Annotated in this window: 22 protein-coding genes and 1 tRNA gene; 12 read left to right on the top strand and 11 right to left on the bottom strand. The window is 63.0% G+C overall.

Going from position 1 to position 23,397, the window contains the following annotated elements; all coding sequences use genetic code 11:
* Positions 1–199: 199 nt before the first annotated feature.
* The 4 genes from NDO48_RS04545 to yidD form a co-directional block, all read right to left on the bottom strand.
* Entirely contained in the window at positions 200–1,087 is an 888-nt protein-coding gene (locus tag NDO48_RS04545; RefSeq protein WP_267320895.1) for a lysophospholipid acyltransferase family protein, read from the bottom strand.
* Between the two features lie 108 nt (positions 1,088–1,195).
* On the bottom strand, positions 1,196–3,172 hold the full coding sequence (thrS, locus tag NDO48_RS04540) for a threonine--tRNA ligase (protein WP_026227147.1): 1,977 nt from the start codon (positions 3,170–3,172) through the stop codon (positions 1,196–1,198).
* Positions 3,173–3,326: 154 nt separating this feature from the next.
* Entirely contained in the window at positions 3,327–4,124 is a 798-nt protein-coding gene (blaOXA, locus tag NDO48_RS04535) for a class D beta-lactamase (protein WP_018427743.1), read from the bottom strand.
* A 177-nt stretch (positions 4,125–4,301) separates the two neighbouring features.
* On the bottom strand, positions 4,302–4,667 hold the full coding sequence (yidD, locus tag NDO48_RS04530; RefSeq protein WP_018427742.1) for a membrane protein insertion efficiency factor YidD: 366 nt from the start codon (positions 4,665–4,667) through the stop codon (positions 4,302–4,304).
* A gap of 357 nt (positions 4,668–5,024) precedes the next feature.
* Here yidD and NDO48_RS04525 point away from each other — a divergent pair, with 357 nt between their 5' ends.
* Positions 5,025–5,939, top strand: coding sequence for a LysR substrate-binding domain-containing protein (locus tag NDO48_RS04525; protein ID WP_018427741.1), 915 nt, complete (start codon positions 5,025–5,027; stop codon positions 5,937–5,939).
* Positions 5,940–5,941: 2 nt separating this feature from the next.
* On the opposite strand, the gene NDO48_RS04520 is transcribed toward NDO48_RS04525, so the two are convergent.
* Positions 5,942–6,388, bottom strand: coding sequence for an iron-sulfur cluster assembly scaffold protein (locus NDO48_RS04520; protein WP_018427740.1), 447 nt, complete (start codon positions 6,386–6,388; stop codon positions 5,942–5,944).
* A 233-nt stretch (positions 6,389–6,621) separates the two neighbouring features.
* Between NDO48_RS04520 and folE the strand changes: the two genes are divergently transcribed.
* From folE to NDO48_RS04505, 3 genes are all read left to right on the top strand, one after another.
* Positions 6,622–7,263, top strand: a complete 642-nt coding sequence (gene folE / locus NDO48_RS04515; protein ID WP_018427739.1) for a GTP cyclohydrolase I FolE — start codon at positions 6,622–6,624, stop codon at positions 7,261–7,263.
* Positions 7,264–7,299: 36 nt separating this feature from the next.
* A complete protein-coding gene (hisI, locus tag NDO48_RS04510; protein WP_018427738.1) occupies positions 7,300–7,755 on the top strand; it encodes a phosphoribosyl-AMP cyclohydrolase in 456 nt (151 codons plus the stop codon).
* A gap of 132 nt (positions 7,756–7,887) precedes the next feature.
* A complete protein-coding gene (locus NDO48_RS04505) occupies positions 7,888–8,856 on the top strand; it encodes a patatin family protein (RefSeq protein WP_018427737.1) in 969 nt (322 codons plus the stop codon).
* A gap of 15 nt (positions 8,857–8,871) precedes the next feature.
* On the opposite strand, the gene NDO48_RS04500 is transcribed toward NDO48_RS04505, so the two are convergent.
* The 6 genes from NDO48_RS04500 to NDO48_RS04475 all read right to left on the bottom strand — a co-directional run bounded on the left by NDO48_RS04500 (position 8,872) and on the right by NDO48_RS04475 (position 15,731).
* Complete coding sequence (locus NDO48_RS04500) at positions 8,872–9,648, bottom strand: transglutaminase-like domain-containing protein (protein WP_018427736.1); 777 nt, start codon at positions 9,646–9,648, stop codon at positions 8,872–8,874.
* Positions 9,649–9,745: 97 nt separating this feature from the next.
* The gene (gene recJ / locus NDO48_RS04495; RefSeq protein WP_018427735.1) at positions 9,746–11,536 is read right to left on the bottom strand and encodes a single-stranded-DNA-specific exonuclease RecJ; all 1,791 of its coding nucleotides are present in this window, start codon (positions 11,534–11,536) and stop codon (positions 9,746–9,748) included.
* Positions 11,537–11,592: 56 nt separating this feature from the next.
* Positions 11,593–12,567 (bottom strand): class II fructose-bisphosphatase, encoded by a 975-nt coding sequence (gene glpX / locus NDO48_RS04490; RefSeq protein WP_018427734.1) that lies wholly within the window; start codon positions 12,565–12,567, stop codon positions 11,593–11,595.
* A 188-nt stretch (positions 12,568–12,755) separates the two neighbouring features.
* Positions 12,756–14,069 (bottom strand): homoserine dehydrogenase, encoded by a 1,314-nt coding sequence (locus tag NDO48_RS04485; RefSeq protein WP_018427733.1) that lies wholly within the window; start codon positions 14,067–14,069, stop codon positions 12,756–12,758.
* Between the two features lie 49 nt (positions 14,070–14,118).
* Positions 14,119–15,336: an LL-diaminopimelate aminotransferase gene (locus NDO48_RS04480; RefSeq protein ID WP_018427732.1), complete on the bottom strand. Its 1,218-nt coding sequence runs from the start codon at positions 15,334–15,336 to the stop codon at positions 14,119–14,121.
* A gap of 47 nt (positions 15,337–15,383) precedes the next feature.
* Entirely contained in the window at positions 15,384–15,731 is a 348-nt protein-coding gene (locus NDO48_RS04475) for a hypothetical protein (RefSeq protein ID WP_018427731.1), read from the bottom strand.
* A gap of 141 nt (positions 15,732–15,872) precedes the next feature.
* On the opposite strand from NDO48_RS04475, the gene NDO48_RS04470 reads away from it, so the two are divergent.
* The 8 genes from NDO48_RS04470 to radC all read left to right on the top strand — a co-directional run bounded on the left by NDO48_RS04470 (position 15,873) and on the right by radC (position 23,392).
* Entirely contained in the window at positions 15,873–17,702 is a 1,830-nt protein-coding gene (locus tag NDO48_RS04470; RefSeq protein ID WP_267320894.1) for a PHA/PHB synthase family protein, read from the top strand.
* A gap of 267 nt (positions 17,703–17,969) precedes the next feature.
* Positions 17,970–19,121 (top strand): D-Ala-D-Ala carboxypeptidase family metallohydrolase, encoded by a 1,152-nt coding sequence (locus NDO48_RS04465; RefSeq protein ID WP_018427729.1) that lies wholly within the window; start codon positions 17,970–17,972, stop codon positions 19,119–19,121.
* Positions 19,122–19,194: 73 nt separating this feature from the next.
* Positions 19,195–19,269: transfer RNA gene (locus tag NDO48_RS04460), tRNA-Glu, on the top strand.
* A gap of 417 nt (positions 19,270–19,686) precedes the next feature.
* The gene (locus NDO48_RS04455; RefSeq protein WP_323848086.1) at positions 19,687–20,433 is read left to right on the top strand and encodes a manganese efflux pump MntP family protein; all 747 of its coding nucleotides are present in this window, start codon (positions 19,687–19,689) and stop codon (positions 20,431–20,433) included.
* A 157-nt stretch (positions 20,434–20,590) separates the two neighbouring features.
* Entirely contained in the window at positions 20,591–20,815 is a 225-nt protein-coding gene (locus tag NDO48_RS04450) for an alkylphosphonate utilization protein (protein WP_018427727.1), read from the top strand.
* A gap of 62 nt (positions 20,816–20,877) precedes the next feature.
* Positions 20,878–21,606, top strand: a complete 729-nt coding sequence (locus NDO48_RS04445) for an SH3 domain-containing protein (RefSeq protein ID WP_267320893.1) — start codon at positions 20,878–20,880, stop codon at positions 21,604–21,606.
* A gap of 142 nt (positions 21,607–21,748) precedes the next feature.
* Positions 21,749–22,576 carry a type I methionyl aminopeptidase gene (map, locus tag NDO48_RS04440; RefSeq protein ID WP_018427726.1) on the top strand — a complete coding sequence of 276 codons (828 nt, stop codon included), beginning with the start codon at positions 21,749–21,751 and terminating at the stop codon, positions 22,574–22,576.
* A gap of 45 nt (positions 22,577–22,621) precedes the next feature.
* A complete protein-coding gene (gene radC, locus NDO48_RS04435; protein ID WP_267320892.1) occupies positions 22,622–23,392 on the top strand; it encodes a RadC family protein in 771 nt (256 codons plus the stop codon).
* Positions 23,393–23,397: the final 5 nt, after the last annotated feature.

The following is a 23,397-nucleotide window of genomic DNA, read 5'->3' as shown; positions in this document are numbered from 1 at the left end:
GACCCGCATCTCCCCCTTGGCGATAGCGAAACGTCGAGGCTCGGGGCGGGCGACTACGGCTCAGCTAGGCGTCCCGAACAGGCAGTTCATTAGCTGCGAGGCGCAACCTCGCCCCGCTTGAAGCGGAACGCACCCAAGTCGGAGCTCCGTCTGGATCGTGAGGTTTCCCGAAAGCTCTCGTGACAACAGGCGAAGGCCCTCAGGCAGCAAGCCGGCGACGCACGGTCGGCTTCGCCAGGCCAAACACCTTGCCATGAAGAAAAGCCAACAGCGCCTTGCGATCGCCAATGTCGTGCATGTCCTGCCAGGGGATGACGTCGCCAATGCGGACGCCGATGGAACGGCCGGACATGCGGGCGAACTCACGGATCAGCAGCGACGTCCGCAAGGCCAACGACACACCGCCGACGAAACGCACCACGCGCCTTTCGCTTTCCAGCAGCCCCATCGGGCTGCTGACGATGTGGAAAAGCCTGCCATTCTGGCCGGAGAAATGCATCGGCACCACCGATGCCTGCGCTTCCTGAACCAGCCGCGCCGGAAATATCTTCCATGGCAGGTCAACGGCACGACCGAACCCCTTTGGCGCTGTCGCCACGCCGCCGCCAGGAAAGACGACGATGGTCGTGCCTTCGCGCAGCAGCCGCAGCGCTTCGTGGCGCACGGCGAGGTTGTTCTTCAGCGCATCCTTGGTTTCGTTGAAGTCGACCGGCAGCGAGTACGGCGCCATCTCGGGAATCTTCAGCAATTCGGCATTGATCAGCACCTTGAACGGACGGTCGAGCTGTTCGGCGAGCGAAAGCACGGCCACACCGTCGGCGATGCCAAATGGGTGATTGGCGACGATGACCAGCGGGCCATCGGGGAGATTGGCGGGTGGCCAGACGCCGTCGCGCTCGACGCGAACGTCGATCAATTCCAGCATCCGCCCGAAGATGCGGTCGCGCGTCGGCACGATGCTGTCGCGCCAGATTCCGTAAAGCCTGGCATAGCGGTCGCGGCCCGACAGGCCTTCAACCGAGCGGATGAACCAGCGCTTGACGCGCGGCTGCGAGGGATTGGCGTAGGAAAGCTCTGGAAACAGCATGGCCTTGAATCAAGAACGCCTGTCACACCTGCTGATCGCTCAGCTGTGTGACAGGCGTATGAAAGCTTGATCCGCCGGCAGGTTTATCCCCACCGGCATATCTTAATGTCAGGCCGCCTCCGTGCGGCGGCGATCCGGCGTCCTCGCCTCCTCGCGCAGCGAGGCGATAGCCTCGTCGAGGCCCATCGAATGCTGATCGCGCGAACCGAGACGGCGGACGTTGACGGTCGCCTCCTCCGCCTCGCGCTTGCCGCAGACGAGAATGACCGGAACCTTGGCCAGCGAATGCTCGCGGACCTTGTAGTTGATCTTCTCGTTGCGCAGGTCGGCCTCGGCCGAAAGCCCGGCGGCCTTCAGCTTCGCCACGACCTCGCGGGCGTAGTCGTCGGCATCAGAGGTGATGGTTGCCACCACCACCTGCTGCGGTGCGAACCACAGCGGGAAATGGCCCGAATAGTTCTCGATCAGGATTCCAAGGAAGCGCTCCATCGAGCCGCAGATGGCGCGATGGATCATGACCGGCTGCTTCTTCTCCGAATCCGAACCGATATAGAAGGCGCCAAACCGCTCCGGCAGGTTGAAGTCGACCTGGGTCGTGCCGCACTGCCATTCGCGGCCGATGGCGTCCTTCAGCACATATTCGAACTTGGGACCGTAGAAGGCGCCCTCGCCCGGATTGATAGAAGTCTTGATCTTGCCGCCGGACTGCGCCTCGATGGTCTTGAGCACATTGCCCATGATCTCTTCGGCGTGGTCCCAAGCCTCGTCGGAGCCGACGCGCTTGTCTGGCCTTGTCGACAGCTTCACCGAGATCTCGTCGAAGCCGAAATCGGCATAGGTGGTCAGGATCAGGTCATTGATGCGCAGGCACTCGGCAGCGAGCTGCTCCTCAGTGCAGAAGATATGCGCATCGTCCTGCGTGAAGCCACGCACGCGCATCAATCCGTGCAACGCGCCCGACGGCTCGTAACGGTGGACGTTACCGAATTCGGCAAGCTTCACCGGAAGGTCGCGGTACGACTTCAAGCCATGCTTGAAGATCTGCACGTGGCCGGGGCAGTTCATCGGCTTGAGCGCAAAGACGCGGTCGTCGTCGGTGTCGTCGCCGGCAACCGTGACCTTGAACATCGCATCGCGATACCAACCCCAGTGGCCGGACGTCTCCCACAGGCTCTTGTCGAGCACCTGTGGGGCGTTGACCTCCTGGTAGCCTTGCGTATCGAGCCGCCGGCGCATGTAGCTGACGAGGTTCTGGAACATCTTCCAGCCCTTGGCGTGCCAGAAGACGACACCGGGGCCCTCTTCCTGGAAGTGGAACAGGTCCATCTCGCGGCCGAGCTTACGATGGTCGCGCTTCTCTGCCTCTTCCAGCATATGCAGATACTGGTCGAGCTGGGCCTGGTCGACCCAGGCCGTACCGTAGATGCGCGTCAACATCGGATTGTTGGCATCGCCGCGCCAGTAGGCGCCGGCAACCTTCATCAGCTTGAAGGCATTGCCGATCTGGCCAGTCGAGGCCATGTGCGGACCACGACAAAGGTCGAACCACTCGCCCTGGGCGTAGATGTTGAGGTTCTGATCCTCGGGGATCGCGTCGATCAGTTCGAGCTTGTAGGCCTCGCCCTTGTCGCGGAACACCTGCTTGGCCTTGTCGCGCGACCAGACCTCCTTGGTGAAGGGCCTGTTGCGCGCGATGATCTCCCGCATCTTCTTTTCGATGACGGGAAAATCCTCCGGCGTGAAGGGCTCGTTACGGGCAAAGTCGTAATAGAAGCCGTTGTCGATGACGGGGCCGATGGTGACCTGGGTTCCCGGCCAAAGCTCCTGCACGGCTTCCGCCAGTACGTGGGCGGTGTCGTGGCGGATGAGCTCGAGCGCGCGCGGGTCGTCGCGGGTGACAATCTCGACCTTACCGGACTTGCCGAGCGGGTCGGAGAGATCGCGCAGCGTGCCGTCGATCGCGTAGGCCACGGCCTTCTTGGCCAGCGACTTCGAGATCGACTCAGCCAGGCCAGCACCGGTCATCGCCGCGTCGTACTCGCGGACGGAACCATCGGGAAATGTCAGGGAAACGGAATTCAGCAAGGTTCTTCTCCTATCCAGTCCCGCAAACGAACGCGGGTGGTTAATCACCGGATGCGTCCGGCACGAGCGGTCTTTTAGGGGGAGTTTTCGGGCTCGTAAAGCCAGACAGCGGCGCTTGACGCGCCGCTGTCGTCGATTGTGAGACGTTCAGAGCCTAGTTGGCCGGCTTCATCAGCCTGGGCAGGTCGGCAAGGAAGTCGGCGCGCACCTTTGGTCCGAGGAGCACCGGGCTCTTGCCGTCGTTGACGAAGAGCCTGGCAAAGACGATGCGCTGGTCGCCTTTCTCGGCCCAGCCAACGAACCAGCCAAAGGGCCTGTTGCGGTCGACCTTGCCCGACTTGCCGGTCATCCAGCCGGTGCCGGTCTTGCCCTTGACCTTCCAGTCGCCGGCATCAAACGCCGGAATGACGGCGTCGGTCATCTCGAAAGCCTTGGCGGATACGGGCAGGCTGTGGTCGAGGATGCGGCGGACGAAATAGACCTGTTCCTTGGGCGAGATCTGCAGCGACGAGCTCAGCCAGGAATGGGTAAGCCCATCGCGCTTGCCCGGATTGCCAGCAATGTCGCCGTTGCCATAGCCAAAGCGGCCGATATAGGCGGCAAAGCGCTCATTGCCGAGCTTGCGGGTAATCTCTTGCGAGAACCACACGACCGAATCCTTCTCCCAGGCAGTTGGGTCAACGGCGTGGCGGTCGCGCTGTACGGCATTGAATTCCGGCTTGTAGTCCCAAAGCGGCGTTTTTTCGTCCTTGAGAATTCCGGAGTCGTAACCCATCAGCGCCAGCGGGATCTTGAAGGTCGAGGCTGGGCTGACCTGCTGGTCGCAGTTGCCGTCACGGCGAAACGTGGCGCCACTACCGGCGTCGACGATCAGGGTGCACTCCAGCACCGACTTCAGGGCGGCATCTGCCGCATGGGCCTGCGGTGCCGCCAAGGTCCCAGTGGCAAGCATGGCAATTGCAAGGATCGAAAAGAGACTTTTTTGGCCGGGCACTGGCGTGGCATCCTCTATCGGTTGGCCGACAAGGCCTATGAGAGCCAGTTGTCTCGAATATGACCAGATTTGGACAGGACCTGTTTACCCTGAGCAAATCGTAAACCGCGTGCAATTCCCGTTAACGAGGCGGCTTCAGGTCTGCGGCGGATTGTGCCCGATCCGCCAGTAGCGCCACGGCGTGAACCAGCGATAGCGGCCGGCAAGCTGCTCGGGCACGCGGTCGATGCCGTGTGTCCCCCAGGGACCGCAGCGCAAAACACGAAACAGCCCCATCCAGCCGCCGGCCCACAGGCCATGCCGTGCGATCGCCTCATGGGCGTACTCCGAACAGGTCGGCATGTGCCGGCAGGCATTGCCGACAAAGCCGGACAAGGTCAGCTGATAGAAACGGACCAGCGACGTGCCGAGCACACGGCCGGGCGTCTTGCGCCAGGGCCCGGACCAGTTGCGGCCGCGCCCGACCGGTTTGCCGTGACTATGGTCATGGCCGTGGCTCATCGCCCTGGGCGCCTCTGAGTGTTCATCGGCAATAGATGTCAATTTCGACATGCAGACGCAATGTTCAGCGCATAGTACCGCGCGGCTGCGGCGCCGTGTCACGCAAGCCAGCTAAATTTCGCCGGTCGGTGGGGGCATCGACGCTGCGGGATCTCTACTTGTCGCCGATCGGCGCTGCAGCGCCCTGCCGCACGAACGGAATGGCCAGCCTGGAACGTGGCGATGCGGAACACATCCGCATAGGCGGTAATGAGCGTCGGCATGGTCTTGCCTCCTTTTCTGGCAAGATTAGACCTCCCCTAGCCGGTCGCTTCAAACGAGTATAACGTCCTATTTGGATAACCTGAGGTTATGCGTATGAAACGCGGTCGCCTGCCGTTGACCGCCCTGCGGAGCTTCGAGGCTGCCGGACGGCACCTGAGCTTCAGCCGCGCGGCGGAAGAGCTGTTCGTTACCCAAGCTGCCGTGAGCCGGCAGATCCGCGAGCTTGAGAGCTTTCTCCGGCAACCGCTGTTCGTGCGCCACCATCGGCGCGTGGAACTGACGGACGCTGGCCAGAAACTGTTGCGGCAGTTGGTGAAGAGTTTCGACGACATCGACCAGCGCCTGGACGAACTCGTGGCGCGGCCGGCGCAGTCGGTCGTCACAGTCAGCGCCGAACCTTCTCTCGCGGCAAGCTGGCTGGTGCCGAGGCTGAACCGCTTTCGTGAATTGCGGCCGGACATCGATGTCTCGCTCGACGTCGATCCGCGCCTGATCGACTTCCGCAGCGGGCAAGCGGAACTTGCGCTGCGCTTCGGCGCGCAAGCGACCTCCTGGCCGCGCAGCGAGGCCGAAAAGCTGGCCCCAGTCATCGACTCACCGATGTTGTCGCCCGCGCTGCTTGCATCAGGCCCGGTGCTCGACCATCCGGCGCAACTCGCACGCTACACGCTGCTGCACGAAGAAAACCGCAGCGGATGGGCGCGATGGTTCGAAGCCGCTGGTGTGGCCGAGGAGCTGGCACCTGATCGTGGCCCGCTGCTCGCGGACGCGTCGCTGTCCAAGCAGGCGGCGCTGCTCGGCCACGGCGTGGCACTTGGCGACCTTTTGCTGGTGCGTGACGAACTGGCCTCGGGGGCGCTGATCAAGCCGTTCGAGACCAATGTCGTGTGCGGCGCCTACTGGCTGGTGGCGAAGAACTTGCGCAAGCTTTCGGAGCCGGCAGAAGCTTTTGCCGACTGGATCAGGACCGAATTCGTCGAAAGCCGACGCTACCTGCTGACGTTCTAGCGCTAGGCGGCAGCCTCTGCCTTCTTGCGCTCGATCTGGCCGATGGCGTCGACCACCGCGTCGAAGGTCAGCATGGTCGAGGTGTGGCGCGCCTTGTAGTCGCGCACCGGCTCGAGATATTTCAGGTCTTCGAAACGGCCCTCAGGCGGCGCGCCGTTCTCCTTGAGCATGCGCAGCATGGTCTCGCGCACGGCGCGCAATTCCTCGGCAGTCGAGCCCACCACGTGCTGGGCCATGATCGACGACGATGCCTGACCGAGCGCGCATGCCTTCACGACATGGGCGAAGTCGGTGACGACACCGTCCTTCATCTGGAGATCGATGGTGACGGTCGATCCGCACAGCTTGGAATGAGCCGTCGCCGATGCATCGGGATTTTCGAGCCGGCCGAGCCGCCCGATATTCCCGGCAAAGGCAAGGATTTTCGAGTTATAGATGTCGTCGATCAACTTTTTTCACTCTGAGTGCATGTTGCGACCATCTCATGTCGCTGTCACATCTTTCAATCGTCGTCTTCACCCATATATAATGGTGAGGTTCGCGTCCCGACAAGGCACAGAGGAAGCATCGGGATCGGACAGAATACGCAGCTTTGGGTACGGCACTATTACGGTGGTCCCTGAAGTGGCTGTGTCCGTTCAACTCGTCCCTGCATCGACAGGGACTACTGGAGACGCCTGAGATGGATGCCGTGATCAAGAAGCTGATGCCACAGTCAGCCTATATGGAGAAGCCTGCCACCGACCGGCCGAGCGAGGCCGAGGTCGAGGCGGCAGTGCGCACATTGCTGCGCTGGACCGGGGATAATCCGGAACGCGAAGGCCTGATCGACACACCCAAGCGCGTCACCAAGGCATTCCGTGAGATGTTCAACGGCTACGACATGTGCCCGGCGGAAGAGCTCGGCCGCACCTTCGAGGAAGTAGCCGGCTATGACGACCTGGTCATCGTCCGCGACATAAAATTCCATTCGCATTGCGAGCACCACATGGTGCCCATCATCGGCAAGGCGCATGTCGGCTACCTGCCCGATGGCAAGGTCGTCGGGCTGTCCAAGATCGCCCGTGTCGTCGACATCTTCGCCCATCGCCTGCAGACCCAGGAAGCGATGACGGCGCAGATTGCCGGTGTCATCCAGGACGTGCTAAATCCGCGCGGAGTCGCCATCATGATCGAGGCCGAGCATATGTGCATGGCGATGCGCGGCATCCGCAAGCAGGGTTCGACGACCCTGACCTCCACCTTCACCGGCGTTTTCCGGGACAGCCCCGAAGAACAGGTCCGGTTCGTGACCATGGTGCGAGCCGGCGGCAACGGAATCTGATCCGTTCGCCGGTTCCCGAACTTTCAGGATCCGGCGATGGCCGCTTTGACTTTTCCCCAGGCTTCCGACGACAAGCGCGCTCTTGAGGAGGGTGAGGCCTTCACCCCCCGATTCGACGCCAATGGCTTCGTCACCGCCGTCGTCACCGATGCGGCCGACGGCGTGCTGTTGATGGTCGCCCACATGAACGCCGAGGCACTGGCGCTGACAATCGAGACGGGCATCGCCCACTACTGGTCGCGCTCGCGCAATTCGCTTTGGAAAAAGGGCGAAACCTCGGGAAATTTCCAGCAGGTTATCGAGTTGCGCACCGACTGCGACCAGGACGCGGTGTGGTTGCGCGTAAATGTTACCGGCCACGATGCAACCTGTCACACTGGCAGACGTTCATGCTTTTATCGGACGGTGGGGCTCAAGGACGGCATTGCGACCCTCAGCACAGACGGCAGTGAACCGCTGTTCGATACAGACGCAGTCTACCGCAAAGAATAGTGAACCTGCCTGACGCCCTGCGACACTAAGATTCACGATTTCGATACGGCCTGGATGTAGTCTGGGTTCGGGACAAGGTGTTGCAGCGCGTTTCGCTCCCTCCGGGACGTGGAGCGCTGCGGGGAGATTGTGATGCTCGAGTGGGCGTCATTTCACGCGCGTCAAAACCTCCGGGAAGCCAACGGTTTCTCTTCCGGGACGAGCGTCAACGAACCTGAAAAATCCAAACCAACCGGCATTTCGCTGGCGCTCGGCGGTGGCGCCGCACGCGGCTGGGCCCATATTGGCGTTCTGCGTGCGCTCGATGAAGCTGGCATCCGCATCAACATGATCGCCGGCACTTCGATCGGCGCGCTGGTCGGCGGCTGTTATCTCGCCGGCAAGCTCGACCAGCTCGAGGAATTCGCCCGCAGCCTGACCAAGCGCCGCATCTTCGGCCTGTTCGACCTGCAGCTGGGTGGCAACGGCCTGTTTGGCGGCATGAAGCTGGACGCGCGCATGCAGCAGCATATGGCCGGCCTCACCTTCGAGGACCTGCCCAAACCCTTCGTCTGCGTTGCTGCCGAAATCCGTACCGGCCACGAGATCTGGCTGTCGAGCGGCTCGCTGATCAAGGCTATGCGCGCCTCCTATGCCCTGCCCGGCGTCTTCGAGCCGGTCACCTGCAACGGTCGCGTGCTGGTCGACGGAGCGCTGGTCAACCCGGTCCCGGTTTCGGTCTGCCGCGCCAACGAGCAGCCGCTCGTCGTCGCCGTCAACCTGCATTACGACCTCTTCGGGCGTGCCGCCGTCATCAAGCACAGCGCCGGCGAACTGGTCGTCGAGCACCCGGCCAAAGTCAACGGCAAGGACTTAGACCGCAGCGAGCGCGAGACGCGCCTTGGCATCACGGGCGTCATGGTCGAAGCCTTCAATATCATCCAGGATCGGATTTCCAGGGCCCGGCTTGCCGGCGATCCGCCCGATCTGTCACTGCAGCCAAAGCTCGGCCATATCGGCCTGTCGGATTTCCATCGGGCAGACGAGGCGATCCGCCTCGGCTACGAAGCCACCAAGGCGCAGATGGAAGAGATCGTCAGGCTGCAGGCAGTGCTCGGCTAATTCGAAAAGTCTGGACTAGGTCCTGATCGCCAGCGGTTTGCCGTGGGCATGCTGCACATTGGCGGGTATTTTCGGGACCATTCCTGCGCGCACCCGTCTCACCCGGGCGTTCATCCAGTGTCGGATACAATGGCGATAGAGCAGCCCGCGCAGCCAGCCGAATTCCTGGCGATGCCGGCGATAGAACTCGTCTGGGCTGTTGAACAGGCCAAGATCGGCATTGATTCCCGTCTTCTGGATGTAGGTGCTTTCGCCGGCCCAATCGACCGGAGGCGCAGACAGGCAGTCCGTGCCGGCGCCATAGCCGCAAAGCCTGTCGCCGCTGCCCGCGAACCTCTCCTGCAAGGCCTTGAGGAACGGCGCGTCGAGGATAAAGCCTTCGAGATTGATCCAGCGCCCCTCGTACAGGACCTCCACCCAGCTGTGCAGGATGCTCTCAGGCGCCAGGCCATAGACAAGCTCGGGCACGACGCCGCGCTGCAAGGCCTTGTGGATAGTAAAACCGTGCAGGCGGCAGGGAATGCCCAGGCCGCGCAACAGCGCCATCAGCAATGTTCCCTTGGTGTTGCACTGGCCGTAACCGTCGCTGAGCACCTCCGATGCAGCGATGTCGTCGGCGCGATTGTAGCCGAAGGCGATCTCATCGCGGACGAAAGCGTAGGCCGCGCCGATCCTGTCGAAGGGCTGCAATTCATTCCAGCCGCGCCTTGCGATCAGCAACTGGATCGAACGTGCATCGAAGTCGAGCAGCGGTGTCTGCCCAAAATATCGCTCCATGCTTGCCGCAGTCATCCGACTCTCCCCTCTCTCGATCGCAGCGACCGTAATTCCTCTAGTCACTAGAGGATCAAGGGAAAAATCAGAACCAAGAAAATGGATTTGCCTGCGATCACGGTCCGGCCAGCGACGCATCGATGACGCGCAGTTGCACGGTGCGATTGCCGTTCCAGTGATTGACCGACAGCGAGCCCGCCACATGGACGGTGCGGCCGCTGTTCCTCAGCAGGAATTCGCCGAGCGGCGCCTCGGCCGTGCGGAAGGCGATGCCTTGGATACGGCCGCCGCTTTCCGAACGCAGGTCGACGCGGACATGGCCCGTTCCAATCACGCGGACATCGGCAAGCTTGTGGCGCGGCAAGACAAAGGTTGGGGCGATGTGCCCCTGCCCGTATGGCCCGGCCTTTTCCAAAGCCTCGACAAGCGCCAGCGTTGCACCTTCGGCGGCAAGCGCGCCGTCGATCAGGAGGCTCTCCTCTTCCTGCAGGCGGAACACATCGGCAGCAGCACGCGTCTCGAAGAAGGCGCGTAGCTCGCCAAGCTTTTCCTTCTGCACGGTGATGCCAGCGGCCATGGCGTGGCCGCCACCTTTCACCAGCAACCCGGCATCGACTGCCTCGCGCACCATACGCCCAAGGTCGAAGCCGGAGACGGAACGACCCGAGCCGGTTCCAACGCCGTTGCCGTTGAAGGCGATGGCGAAAGCGGGGCGGCGGGCATGATCCTTGAGCCGCGAGGCAAGCAAGCCAACGATACCGGGGTGCCAAGTGGGGCTGGCGGTCACCAGCACTGCCGGTCCAGGTCCGGCGCCGATCTCGGCATCGGCCTCGGCGCGCGCCTCGGCCAGCATTTCGGTTTCCATCGCCTGCCGTTCCTGGTTCAGGCGGTCGAGCGTCTCGGCGATTGTACCGGCCTCGACCGGATCGTCGGTGGCAAGCAGCTTGCTACCGAGTGCCGCATCGCCGATGCGCCCGCCGGCATTGATGCGCGGGCCCAACAGGAACGACAGGTGGAAGGTATTGAGCGGCTCTCCGATCCGGGCGACCCGGGCAAGCGCGGTCAGCCCCGGATTGTTCTGCTGACGCATTGCCTGCAAGCCCTTGACGACAAAGGCTCTGTTGACGCCAGTCAGCGGCACGACGTCGGCAACGGTAGCAAGTGCGGTCAGATCGAGAAGCTTGAGCAGATCCGGCCGTGGCGCATCCGGCAGACGTTCGCGCAGCACCTTGGCGGTTTGAACCAGTGTCAGAAAGGTGACACCCGCAGCACACAGATGGCCCTGCCCCGAAAGATCGTCGTCGCGGTTGGGATTGACCACGGCAACGGCATTGGGCAGCGGCCCGCCGACCTGATGGTGGTCGAGCACGACCACATCCGCACCGGCTTCGTTGGCGGCGTCGATAGAGGCGGCGCTGTTGGTGCCACAGTCGACGGTGATGATGAGGCTGGCGCCGCGACCGATAAGCTCGCGCATCGCGTCGGGATTGGGGCCATACCCCTCGAAGATTCGGTCGGGAATGTAGATCTCCGACTGCACGTCGTAATGAGACAGGAAGCGCTTCATCAGCGCCGACGAGCAGGCGCCATCGACGTCGTAGTCGCCGAAGATGGCGACCTTTTCGCCACGGATGACGGCGTCGGCGATGCGTTCGGCCGCCTTGCCCATGTCGGTGAGCGATGCAGGATCGGGCAACAGGTCACGGATCGTCGGGTCGAGGAACCGTTCGGCATCCTCGGGCAGCACGCCACGGCCCGCCAGCACGCGCGCCACGATGTCGGGCACGCCGTGCCCTTGCGCGATCGCCAGGGCCAGCATGTCCTGGCGTTCGGTCAGCCGGTGCTCCCAGGAGACACCGGTGGCCGAACGCCTAACACCGAGAAAATTCCGCTTTTCAGTCGCCATTCAATCCCAGTCCGCCCGGTTCGGGCCGACCATAGGCGACCGCAGCGGGCGCGTAATCAGAATTTTTCGATATCCTGGTGACGTGCCTTGATCTCGCGCACCGTCTTGGACGACGAGCGCAGTACAATGGTGTGCGTGGTGATGGCATCGCGGCCGAACTTGACGCCGGCCAGCATGTTGCCGTCGGTGACGCCGGTTGCCGCAAACAGTACGTCGCCGCGCGCCATTTCCTCGATGCGATAGACCTTGTTGGGGTCGGTGATGCCCATGGTTGCCGCACGGGCGACCTTGTCGGCGCTGTCGAGCAGCAGGCGGCCCAGCATCTGGCCGCCGGTGCAGCGAAGTGCTGCCGCAGCCAGCACGCCCTCGGGCGCACCGCCGGTGCCGAGATAGATGTCGATGCCGGTTTCATCGGGATCGGTGGTGTGAATGACACCGGCCACGTCGCCGTCGCCGATCAGGCGGATAGCGGCACCGGTCGCACGGACCGCCTCGATCAGCTTGGCATGACGCGGGCGGTCGAGGATGCAGGCCGTGACTTCTTGGACCGGGACACCCTTGGCCTTGGCAACGCTGGCGATGTTTTCAGCCGGCGAGGCATCGAGGTCGATGACGCCCTCGGGGTAGCCCGGGCCGACCGCGATCTTGTCCATATAGACGTCGGGGGCGAACAGCAGGCTGCCCTTTTCGGCGATGGCGATGACGGCCAGCGCGTTGGGCAGGTTTTTGGCGCATATGGTGGTGCCTTCGAGCGGGTCGAGCGCGATGTCGACTTCGGGGCCGCCGGCGCCGACTTCCTCGCCGATATAGAGCATCGGTGCTTCGTCGCGCTCGCCCTCGCCGATCACCACGGTGCCGTTGATGGCGAGCCGGTTCAGTTCCTGGCGCATGGCGTCGACCGCCACCTGGTCGGCGGCCTTTTCGTCGCCGCGCCCGCGCAGCCGCGCTGCCGCCACTGCCGCACGCTCGGTCACGCGCACCAGTTCCATGGTGAGAATCCGGTCGAGGCCGGCAACAACGCTTTTCGCCATATCAGGGTCCTGCTGTCGAGAATTTGGGGCGCCCAGGGCGGGCTGGCCCTTATTGTCAAACAGTTATGACATCGGCAAGACCTGTTGTCCGCATAATCGAAAGCGAAACAATATCAATCGATTAAATAGGAGTAGCCGCTTTGGCGGGGCGCGGAAGGGGCAATCCGCCCCCTCTCCCCGGCCAGCGATCAGCCGGCGCGTTCGATGCGGATGACCTGCGGCTTGTCGGTCAGGTGGCCGTCCTTGGTGACACCGTCGACCGCCTTGCGCACGGCAGCTTCCGTGGTCTCGTGGGTGACCAGGATCACCGTCTTCTGCGTCGAGCCATTGGCGCCGTTGGCGTGCTGGACGATCGATTCCAGCGAAATGTCGTTGTCGGCCATGCGCTTGGCGATCGCCGCAAAGACGCCCGTGCGATCATGCACCGTCAGGCGGATGAAGTAGCCGCCGGCGTGGCTGCGCATCTGCGCTTTCTTGTAAGGGCGCAGTTCCTTAGCCGGACGGCCGAAGACCGGACCGTGCTGGAAGCCGGGGCGGCTCTTGGCGATGTCGGCGATGTCGCCGACGACGGCCGATGCGGTGGCATTGCCGCCGGCGCCGGGGCCGGAAAGCAGCAGTTCGCCGAGGATGTCGGTCTCGATCGCAACCGCGTTGGTCACGCCATGCACCTGGGCGATGACGGAGGCCGTCGGCACCATCGTGGGATGCACGCGCTGCTCGATGCCGGTCTCGGTGCGCTGGGCGACACCCAGCAGCTTGATGCGATAGCCGAGCTCGCCTGCCGCGCGGATGTCGGCCTGGGTGATGTTGGAAATGCCCTCGAGATAGATGTCGTCGGCCGCGATCTTGGTGCCGAAGGCAAGGCTGGTCAGAATCGCCAGCTTGTGGGCAGTGTCGTTGCCTTCGATGTCGAAAGTCGGATCGGCCTCGGCATAACCAAGGCGCTGTGCGTCCTTGAGGCAGGCCTCAAAGGTCAGGCCTTCGGCTTCCATACGCGTCAGGATGTAGTTGCAGGTGCCGTTGAGGATGCCGAAGACACGCGACACGGTGTTGCCGGCCATGGCTTCACGCATGGTCTTGATGACCGGAATGCCGCCGGCGACCGCCGCCTCGTAGTTGAGCAGCACGCCCTTCTTCTCGGCGACCTCGGCCAGTGCCACACCATGCTTGGCAAGCAGCGCCTTGTTGGCGGTGACGACATGACGGCCGGCATCGAGTGCCGCGCGCACGCAGGAACGCGCCGCGCCCTCGTCGCCACCGATCAGCTCGACGAAGACATCGATGTCGGCCTTCTGGGCCAGCTCGATCGGATCGTCGAACCACTGCGCGCCACCCAGGTCGATGCCGCGGTCGCGCGAACGGTCGCGGGCCGAAACGGCGGTGACGACGATCTCGCGGCCGCACTGGCGGGTGAGCTCGGCAGCCTTGTCGCGCAGCACGCGCGCCACCGAAGCGCCGACGGTGCCGAGACCGGCAATTCCAACACGCAATGCTTCAGCCATGGTCTGCGGCGCCTTTCAGGTCGGTAGTACTGGAGTGTCCGTGGTGCGCTCAGCGATGGGCTGCGAGCGGAACCACATTGTTGGGCTGTTTGGCCGTCGTCGTCAGGAAGCGCTTGATGTTGCGCGCTGCCTGGCGGATGCGATGCTCGTTTTCGACGAGCGCCAGACGGACATAGTCGTCGCCGTGCTCGCCAAAGCCCACACCGGGAGCAACCGCCACGTCGGCGTGCTCGATCAGGAGCTTCGAGAATTCGAGCGACCCAAGATGCTTGAACTGCTCGGGGATCGGCGCCCAGGCGAACATGGTTGCGGCCGGAGCCGGAATGTCCCAGCCGGCGCGCGAGAACGCGTCCACCATGATGTCGCGGCGCTTGTGATAGACCTCGCGCACTTCGGCGATGTCGGAGCCATCGCCGTTCAGTGCTGCGGTCGCCGCCACCTGGATCGGCGTGAACGCGCCATAGTCGAGATAAGACTTCACACGCGTCAGCGCGGCGATCAGCCTTTCATTGCCGACGGCAAAGCCCATGCGCCAGCCCGGCATCGAGAAGGTCTTCGACATCGAGGTGAATTCGACCGTCACGTCGATGGCGCCGGGCACCTGCAGCACCGAAGGTGGCGGATTGCCGTCGAAATAGATCTCCGAATAGGCGAGATCCGACAGGATGATGATGTCGTTCTTCTTCGCGAAGGCGACGACGTCCTTGTAGAAGTCGAGTGTCGCCACATGCGCCGTCGGGTTCGACGGATAATTCAGGATCAGCGCCAATGGCTTGGGAATCGAGTGGCGAACGCCGCGCTCGAGCGCCGGGATGAAGCCGTCATCGGGCTTTGCCTGCAGCGAGCGGATGACGCCGCCCGACATGATGAAGCCGAACGCATGGATCGGATAGGTCGGATCGGGGCACAGGACCACGTCGCCGGGGGCGGTGATCGCCTGCGCCATGTTGGCGAAGCCTTCCTTGGAACCGAGCGTGGCGACGACCTGGGTGTCGGGGTTGAGCTTCACGCCGAAACGGCGGGCGTAATAATTGGCCTGGGCGCGGCGCAGGCCGGGAATGCCGCGCGACGACGAATAGCGGTGGGTGCGCGGGTCCTGCACGACCTCGCACAGCTTGTCGACGATGCTCTGGGGCGTCGGCAGGTCGGGATTGCCCATGCCGAGATCGATAATGTCTGCGCCGCGCGACCGGGCGCTGGCCTTCAGTCGGTTGACCTGCTCGAAGACATAGGGCGGAAGGCGGCGGACCTTGTGAAATTCTTCCATGTCGCTTCTCAGGTAAACGGGGGCGCTTTTGCGTGCGCGGTATATACTCAATTACAGGCGGGGTCGATAGGGTCGCACTTGCCTTGAATGGCCTTCAGCGTGTCAGCGCCGTGCTCTCTGGCCAGCGTCGTCATCGCCTTCGAATCACCACCAGCAACAACGCCCTTGCCACCCTGGCGACGCTTTGCCGCCCCAAGTTCAGCAAGCTTTGCCGTCTTCTGGTCGTCGGTCAGTTGGGGGGCGGCAACCTTGGGTGCTATGTTGAGATTGGGATAGGTGCCGGTGTCCTGGGCGCCGCGTCCGCCTGCCAGCGCCGGTCCGGCATCCGTCGTATTCGTGCTGGTGCACCCGCTTGCCGCGAACGGCAGCGACAACATGCCCGCGCACACGATCATGCGGGCACCGAAAAAAACATGCCGACCAACACTATATGTCATAAAGTTTCCCCGACAGGCGCGGTAGAGCGCGTTGGACCCGGTAAGACGTCGCATGATAGTATGTCAATAAAAGGCCCTTTGGGAGGACCTGCGAGGACCATGGCGAAGGCAGACGATTCGGACAAGCCAAGCGGCGATTCCCCCTCCTCCGTCGAGCAGTATCTGGTGAAAGACCCTGAGCGCTTTGCGCTGAACATGGCCCGCATGATCGAGCAGGCCGGCAAGGCAGCAGCGGCATGGGCAGAGCCGCGCGAGCGCGGCGAGATGCGCGACACCGTCGCCGAGCCCTTCACTGAAGTGATCAAGACCTTTTCCAAGCTGACCGAATACTGGCTGTCCGATCCGCAACGGGCAATGGAAGCGCAGACACGTCTGTTTGCCGGTTACATGGAAGTCTGGGGCAATTCGGTCCAGCGCATGTCGGGCGAGCAGGTCGAGGACGCGGTCAAGCCGGAGCGCACCGACAAGCGCTTCCTCGATCCCGAATGGGGCCGCAACGCCTTCTTCGACTTCCTCAAGCAGGCCTATCTGGTGACGACGCGTTGGGCCGGCGATCTGGTCGAACATGCCGACGGCCTCGACGAGCACACGCGCCACAAGGCCGGTTTCTACGTCAAGCAGGTCTCGAACGCGATCTCGCCGTCGAACTTCATCCTGACCAATCCGGAACTGTTCCGCGAGACGGTCGCCAGCAACGGTGAAAACCTCGTGCGCGGCATGAAGATGTTCGCCGAGGACATCGTCGCCGGCAAGGGCGACCTCAAGTTGCGGCAGGCCGACTATTCCGGCTTCGAGATCGGCAAGAACATCGCCATGACGCCGGGCAAGGTGGTCGGCCGCAGTGACGTCGCAGAAATCATCCAGTATGCGCCAACGACGGACAAGGTGCTGAAGCGGCCGCTGCTGATCTGCCCGCCATGGATCAACAAGTTCTACATCCTCGACCTCAACCCGCAGAAATCATTCATCCGCTGGGCGGTCGAGCAAGGCCACACGGTCTTCGTCATCTCGTGGATCAACCCAGACCAGCGCCACGGTCTCAAGGACTGGGAGGCCTATATCCGCGAAGGCCTGCAATACGGCCTCGATACCGTCGAGCAGGCGACCGGCGAGCGTGAAGTCAACGCGATAGGCTATTGCGTCGGCGGCACGCTGCTCGCCGCAGCCCTGGCGCTGCTGGCGCAGGAGGGTGACCATCGCATCCGTACCGTCACCTTTTTCACCACGCAGGTCGACTTCACCTATGCCGGCGATCTCAAGGTGTTCGTCGACGAGGAACAGATCGGCGCACTCGAGCGCGCGATGAAGGAAAAGGGCTATCTCGACGGCACCAAGATGGCGACCGCCTTCAACATGCTGCGGTCGGGCGACCTGATCTGGCCCTACGTCGTCAACAACTACATGCGCGGCAAGGAACCGCTGCCGTTCGACCTGCTTTACTGGAACGCCGACTCCACCCGCATGGCGGCGGCCAATCACTCCTTCTATTTGCGCAACTGCTATCTCGAGAACAACCTGTCGCAAGGCCGGATGGAACTTGCCGGCCGCACCGTCTCGCTCGCCGACATCACCATCCCGGTCTACAACCTCGCAGCCCGCGAGGATCACATCGCGCCTGCCCGCTCCGTCTTCCTCGGATGCCAGTATTTCGGCGGCGACGTCGAATATGTCGTCGCGGGCTCCGGCCACATCGCTGGTGTGGTCAATCCACCTGCCGCCGGTAAGTATCAATTCTGGTCGAACGGCAAGCCGACAGGCGACTTCGACCATTGGCTGAGTGGCGCGACGGAGACGCCCGGCTCGTGGTGGCCGCACTGGCATCGCTGGATCGAGGCCGCCGATAACACCAGCGTAGAGCCACGCAAGCCTGGCGTAAGCGGACGGGTGCTAGAAGATGCACCCGGCAGCTATGTGAAGGTTCGAGTGTAACTCCCCGTAATGCGCGGTGAGTTGACGCCCTTAACAAAGGGGGCGAAAAGATGGCGCCCAATCATGATCCCGCCTCAATTGGGGCCTAGCCCGCAGTCGGGGATCACTTCCATATGATCGGGTGCCGTTTCTTGTTCCGAAACGTCGTTGCGTAGCAGTTCGATTTTATTGCCAAGCGTTTGTTGGCCTGCATTTGCGTGAGAGGGGACCGGTTTGACGTCAGGACGACTGCGATTCGCAGACCGGCGATGCGGCGTTGCACTGACTGTGCTGGTTTCGCTCCTCGCCGTTTCGTGCACAGCCACCGGCGAGCCCGACCTCAACATCGCAAATCCTGCCCTGACCGCAGGAACAACCGCCCAGACGGCAACGGCCGAAGTTGCGACCGCCACCGGCCAACCCGGCACTCCGGCAACGGCCCTTGCCATGAGTGTCGAGGGCGACACCGCCCTCCCCGATCAGGTCGGTTATGTACCGATCATGAAGCCGGGCAGCGAAACGCCGGCTGAAGTGGCGATCGTCGACGCCGAGCAGCAGCCGCAGACGGCTGCGGCCGTGGAGCAAGCCAAGGCCGAACCCGAGCAGCAGACGGCAGACGCCAAGCCCGCCAAGGGCCCCGTCCAGCAGGACACCGGATTCTATCTGACCAACGGGCCGGCCGCCGCGCCGGAAGCGCCCAAGAAAAAGGGCTTCCTTGCCTCACTGTTCGGTTCTTCGCCGGCGAAGGCTGCTCCCGTGCCCGCGGAACAGAAATCCAAGCCGGTGATCGCAACGACGACCGCCGCGCCGGAACCGGCGGCCGAGGCCAAGCCGGCCGAAGAAAAATCAAAACCGCTCATCTCGCTTGCGTCGGCCAAATCCGGTTCGAAGCCGCTCGAACTCGCGTCGCTCGGCGGCAGCTCGTCGGGCAGCGATTCGGAATGGGCACTGCCTGGCGTGCGCACCACCGATCTGTTCGAGATCAAGCGCAAGTCGGGTCTCAACGACGACAGCGACGTCGATCTGCACGAGGACGAAGACCCCGAGCTCTACCAGGTGGCTTCGGCCGCCGGCATGGCCCGCCTCGCTCCCAACGGTCTGCTCAAGCAGCATGAAAGTGTCGATGTCGGCTGCCTCAAGCCGTCGCTGGTGCGCATCCTGAAATCGGTCGAGCAGCACTTCGGCAAGAAGATGGTCGTCACATCGGGCTATCGTAATCCGGAGCGCAACCGACGCGCCCGCGGCGCCAAGAACTCGCAGCACATGTATTGCGCCGCAGCCGACATCCAGGTGCCCGGCGTCAGCAAGTGGGAACTTGCCACCTATCTGCGCGCCATGCCCGGTCGCGGCGGCGTCGGAACGTACTGCCACACCACTTCCGTCCACGTCGACGTCGGCCCGGAACGCGACTGGAACTGGCGCTGTGGACGTCGTGGCTAAAAAAATTTGGCGATGCAGCAAAAGACGGGTTGCCTATCGCGAACAAGCTAAGTATACCCCGCCTCACCTGAGCGCGCCCATCGTCTAGCGGTTAGGACACCGCCCTTTCACGGCGGTAACAGGGGTTCGATTCCCCTTGGGCGTACCAGGTTTTCCTCTTCAAAAAGCTTCAGCTTCAAGCATCAATGCAGTGATGTTCTGCATCGGGCAAGACGGTCGCGCTGGTCCGCATCTACCTTTCGAGGCAGACCACCTGCCTGGCCAATGAAGCCGCCAGGCGCGAAGTTGATGTGCGGGAACCCAGAACAGATTCGCGACCTGGAGCGGCAGGCCTGAGCATTGCGCCGGAAGCAGTGCGCCACTCCCCTTAAGTCTCATAGGGACAGTTCCACGCGCGAAGCAGCACACTCCCCAATTGTGAAACCTGCGGTCGACAAGACGTTCATGGCCGACACTGGGCTGGCAATGCAGAGACGAAGCCGACGACCTTCCGACGCAGTTGCAAATGCAAATCAGAATTGTTCAACTATTTGTTTTATTTGACATATTTTCCGTCCTGCAATAGATGGTCGGCCATCGGGGAGTAGCCACCACGCAAGTGGGACCTCATCAACACGATCGCCTTGTGGCGTGGTGCGGTCAGTCGACATCGTTCGACCCGGCAAGACCGTGGCAGCAGCCATCCGACGACGGACGGATGACAAAGTGCCCGGTCCAATTCCGTCCGCTGGTTCTCATCATGCCCATCGCAGCTATTTTCCTGCTCTCCATCAGCATGTCCGTCGATGCCTTCGCTGTTGCCGTTGGCCGTGGAACGACATTCAACCGTGCCCGTATCGGCCAGGCCCTGCGCACCGGCATCATCTTCGGCGTGGTGGAAACCATCACCCCCTTCCTGGGATGGTCGGCCGGCATTGCCGCGAATGGCTGGGTCGCACATTTCGACCATTGGCTGGCATTCCTGCTCCTGGCCGCGGTCGGACTGCACATGATCTACAGCGCATTCCATGGCAATGAGGGCGACAGGTCTCAGATCGGCAATTCATTGCCTGTTCTGGTTGCCACGGCGCTGGGCACAAGTCTTGACGCCATGGCCGTGGGGCTGTCGCTGGCATTCATCGGCGTGGACCTTGCAGGGATCGTCTTGATTTCGATCGCGATCGGCTTCGCGACATTCATGATGTCGACCGCTGGCATATTGCTGGGAGGAGTGATCGGCGCCCGCTTCGGGAAACTTGCCGAAGTGGCCGCCGGCATCGTGCTTCTCGGCATCGGAACGACAATCCTGCGGGAGCACCTCAGCGCAGCGTGATTCCCTGCCGTCCTTCGCCGACGGCATAAGGCTGACAAGCTGCGGAAAGTGCCGCCGCAGCGCAACGCCGGACTGGCAAGGGCGCGATCGCCTGTGCCAAAGGATAGATGAAGCGTCGCCTCAACCATGAGGCGACCCTGCTGAAGTGGAGAGAATCATGTCCGACGATATCGTGGTGAAAGACAGCAACGGCACGCAGCTCGCCGACGGCGATTCGGTGACGCTGATCAAGGATCTCAAGGTCAAGGGAACCTCTGAGACGATCAAGCGCGGCACGCTGGTCAAAAACATCAGGCTGAACGGCAATGCCGGCGAGGTCGAATGCAACACCAAGCAGGTCAAAGGCCTGGTGCTCAGGACCGAGTTCCTGAAGAAGGCCTGACTGCCTGGCCGGGCGTGGCCAACGTCAACGCGGTCTTAAGCTCTGAAGTCCAGACTCAGCCCATGATTGGATTCGCCCTTCCCAAGATGAGATGGCTGCTGCTCGGCGCGCTTGCTGCCGGCGGCTGGGCGATGACGCAGGAAGCGCCGAGCAAGTTCAAGTTCGACGACCGCCCTGCCCGCTCCGCCTCTCGTCCGAAGGCTGAAGTCGCTCCGCGCAAGGAGGCGACCGTAGCAAGGCCGAAGCCTGCCCAGACCGCCAAGCCGGGCGTCGAGGTCGTACGGCCGAAGGTCGATGTCGAACCCGTAAAGACCGCCAAAGCCCAGCAGCCCAAGCCGGCAGCCACGGCTCCGAAACCGGTGGGTGCGACGAAGGCCACGCCCCGTCCGGACAGCGCCTCCGGCCCGCGCAAGCCCGCCGCCGATTTTGCGACAGCCTCCATCTCCCGCCCACCGACGCCGCTGCCGCGTCCAGCGACCAGCGCAAAGACGGATGCGCCGAAGGAAACTGCGGCCAAGGCGCAGAACACCGCTCCACTGCTCAACGTGCTGTACACCAGCACGACCGTCTATTTGCGCAAACGCCCGAGCGTGACGGCCCCTGTCATCTACAGCCTGAAGCAGGGCGAGATGGTGCGCGTCTTCGCCCGCGACGGCAAATGGGCGCTGGTCTCGACGCCTGCCGGCAAGGGCTGGCTCCATGACGAAATGCTGCTGCGGCCTGCCGATCCGGCGGCACCGCGCCCGAGGGAAGTGCTGGCCGAGCCGGCAAAGAGCGCCACGCCCGGCTGAAGACCGCGTTTTTGACCCTCCTGAGGCCGCATTTGCCGGTGGTTTTGCCTTTGCGGGTTGAAACCTGGCGCGTCAGGTGCCAAATCTGCCTCGGCATCCCGCAAATCCTTGCGCATATCCTGAAAACACCCGGCAGAAGTTCATGGTCAGCTATCTCGACGCCGCCACGGCGCCCCTCAGGAATACCGGCCAGATCCGCCTCTATGGCGCGGATGCCTTCGAAGGCATGCGCAAGGCCTGCCAGCTCACCGCCCGCTGCCTCGACGAGATGGTCGACCGCGTTGCGCCCGGCGTGACGACCGAAGCCATCGACCGCTTCGTCTTCGAGTTCGGCATGGACCATGGCGCCATGCCCGCGACGCTGAATTATCGCGGCTACACCAAATCCAGCTGCACCTCGATCAACCACGTCGTCTGCCACGGCATTCCCGACAACAAGCCGCTCAAGGATGGCGACGTGGTCAATATCGACGTCACCTACATCCTGGATGGCTGGCATGGCGATTCGAGCCGCATGTACCCGGTGGGCAGCATCAAGCGCGCCGCCGAGCGCCTGCTTGAGGTCACCCATGAATGCCTGATGCGCGGTGTGGCCGCCGTGCGCCCCGGCGCCCGTACCGGCGCCATCGGCGCCGCCATCCAGACCTATGCCGAAGGCGAACGCTGCTCGGTCGTGCGCGACTTCTGCGGCCATGGCGTTGGCGCGCTGTTCCATGACGCGCCCAACATCCTGCACTACGGCAACGTCAATGAAGGCGTCGAGATGCGCGAAGGCATGATCTTCACCATCGAGCCGATGATCAATCTCGGCCGGCCACATGTGAAGGTGCTGTCCGACGGCTGGACTGCGGTCACCCGCGACCGTTCGCTGTCGGCGCAATACGAGCACACGGTGGGTGTAACCGCCACCGGCTGCGAGATCTTCACGCTCTCGCCCAAGGGGCTCGACCGCCCGGGCCTGCCCGCATAAGATCGTTTCGCCGGGTTCATTCCGGCGGGGGCGACATCGGCTGATATGGCTGGCAACGACCACGATGAACGCGGTTTCTTCGGCGAGCGGACGTTGCCGCCCGCAAAAGCTGGCACCGCGCCCGAGCAACCTGCCAAGGCAGCTGACAAGCCCCACTATCTCGGCCATCGCGACCGGCTGCGTGAACGCTTCGTTGCTTCAGGCGATGCGCTTGCAGATTATGAGCTGCTCGAACTGCTGCTGTTCCGGCTGATCCCACGTACCGACACCAAACCCGTGGCCAAGGCCCTGCTCGCGCGCTTCGGTACGCTGGCCGAAGTTCTCGGCGCGCCGCCGAGCCTGCTGCAGGAGGTAAAAGGTGTCGGCCCGGCGGTAGCGCTCGACCTCAAGGTGATCGCAGCAGCTGCAAGGCGCATGGCGCGTGGCGAGATCAGCCGCCGCGAGGTGCTGTCATCCTGGACCAAGGTGCTCGACTATTGCCGGGCGGCCATGGCCTTCGAGGAGCGCGAGCAGTTCCGCATCCTGTTTCTCGACAAGAAAAACGCGCTGATCGCCGACGAAGTCCAGCAGACGGGCACTGTCGACCACACGCCCGTCTACCCGCGCGAAGTCATCAAGCGCGCTCTGGAGCTGTCGGCGACGGCAATCGTGCTGGTCCACAACCATCCCTCCGGCGATCCCGCCCCGTCTCGCGCCGACATCGACATGACCAAGACCATTGTCGAGACGGCCAAGCCGCTCGGCATCATGGTGCACGACCACATCATCATCGGCCGCAAAGGCTATGCCAGCATGAAGGGGCTGCTGCTGATCTGACGCCG

This window comes from Aminobacter sp. MET-1, from assembly GCF_026521175.1.
In the GTDB taxonomy this organism is placed as follows: Bacteria; Pseudomonadota; Alphaproteobacteria; order Rhizobiales; family Rhizobiaceae; genus Aminobacter.
Note: the sequence above shows the minus strand (reverse complement) of the source record. Positions and strands in the feature narration are given on the sequence as shown.

Coding starts and splice junctions, on each gene's coding strand:
- NDO48_RS04545 (WP_267320895.1), bottom strand. CDS start 1,087: ATGCTGTTTCCAGAGCTTTCCTACGCCAATCCCTCGCAGCCGCGCGTC.
- blaOXA (WP_018427743.1), bottom strand. CDS start 4,124: ATGCTTGCCACTGGGACCTTGGCGGCACCGCAGGCCCATGCGGCAGAT.
- yidD (WP_018427742.1), bottom strand. CDS start 4,667: ATGAGCCACGGCCATGACCATAGTCACGGCAAACCGGTCGGGCGCGGC.
- NDO48_RS04525 (WP_018427741.1), top strand. CDS start 5,025: ATGAAACGCGGTCGCCTGCCGTTGACCGCCCTGCGGAGCTTCGAGGCT.
- folE (WP_018427739.1), top strand. CDS start 6,622: ATGGATGCCGTGATCAAGAAGCTGATGCCACAGTCAGCCTATATGGAG.
- hisI (WP_018427738.1), top strand. CDS start 7,300: ATGGCCGCTTTGACTTTTCCCCAGGCTTCCGACGACAAGCGCGCTCTT.
- NDO48_RS04505 (WP_018427737.1), top strand. CDS start 7,888: ATGCTCGAGTGGGCGTCATTTCACGCGCGTCAAAACCTCCGGGAAGCC.
- NDO48_RS04500 (WP_018427736.1), bottom strand. CDS start 9,648: ATGACTGCGGCAAGCATGGAGCGATATTTTGGGCAGACACCGCTGCTC.
- recJ (WP_018427735.1), bottom strand. CDS start 11,536: ATGGCGACTGAAAAGCGGAATTTTCTCGGTGTTAGGCGTTCGGCCACC.
- glpX (WP_018427734.1), bottom strand. CDS start 12,567: ATGGCGAAAAGCGTTGTTGCCGGCCTCGACCGGATTCTCACCATGGAA.
- NDO48_RS04485 (WP_018427733.1), bottom strand. CDS start 14,069: ATGGCTGAAGCATTGCGTGTTGGAATTGCCGGTCTCGGCACCGTCGGC.
- NDO48_RS04480 (WP_018427732.1), bottom strand. CDS start 15,336: ATGGAAGAATTTCACAAGGTCCGCCGCCTTCCGCCCTATGTCTTCGAG.
- NDO48_RS04475 (WP_018427731.1), bottom strand. CDS start 15,731: ATGATCGTGTGCGCGGGCATGTTGTCGCTGCCGTTCGCGGCAAGCGGG.
- NDO48_RS04470 (WP_267320894.1), top strand. CDS start 15,873: ATGGCGAAGGCAGACGATTCGGACAAGCCAAGCGGCGATTCCCCCTCC.
- NDO48_RS04455 (WP_323848086.1), top strand. CDS start 19,687: ATGGTCGGCCATCGGGGAGTAGCCACCACGCAAGTGGGACCTCATCAA.
- NDO48_RS04450 (WP_018427727.1), top strand. CDS start 20,591: ATGTCCGACGATATCGTGGTGAAAGACAGCAACGGCACGCAGCTCGCC.
- NDO48_RS04445 (WP_267320893.1), top strand. CDS start 20,878: ATGATTGGATTCGCCCTTCCCAAGATGAGATGGCTGCTGCTCGGCGCG.
- map (WP_018427726.1), top strand. CDS start 21,749: ATGGTCAGCTATCTCGACGCCGCCACGGCGCCCCTCAGGAATACCGGC.
- radC (WP_267320892.1), top strand. CDS start 22,622: ATGGCTGGCAACGACCACGATGAACGCGGTTTCTTCGGCGAGCGGACG.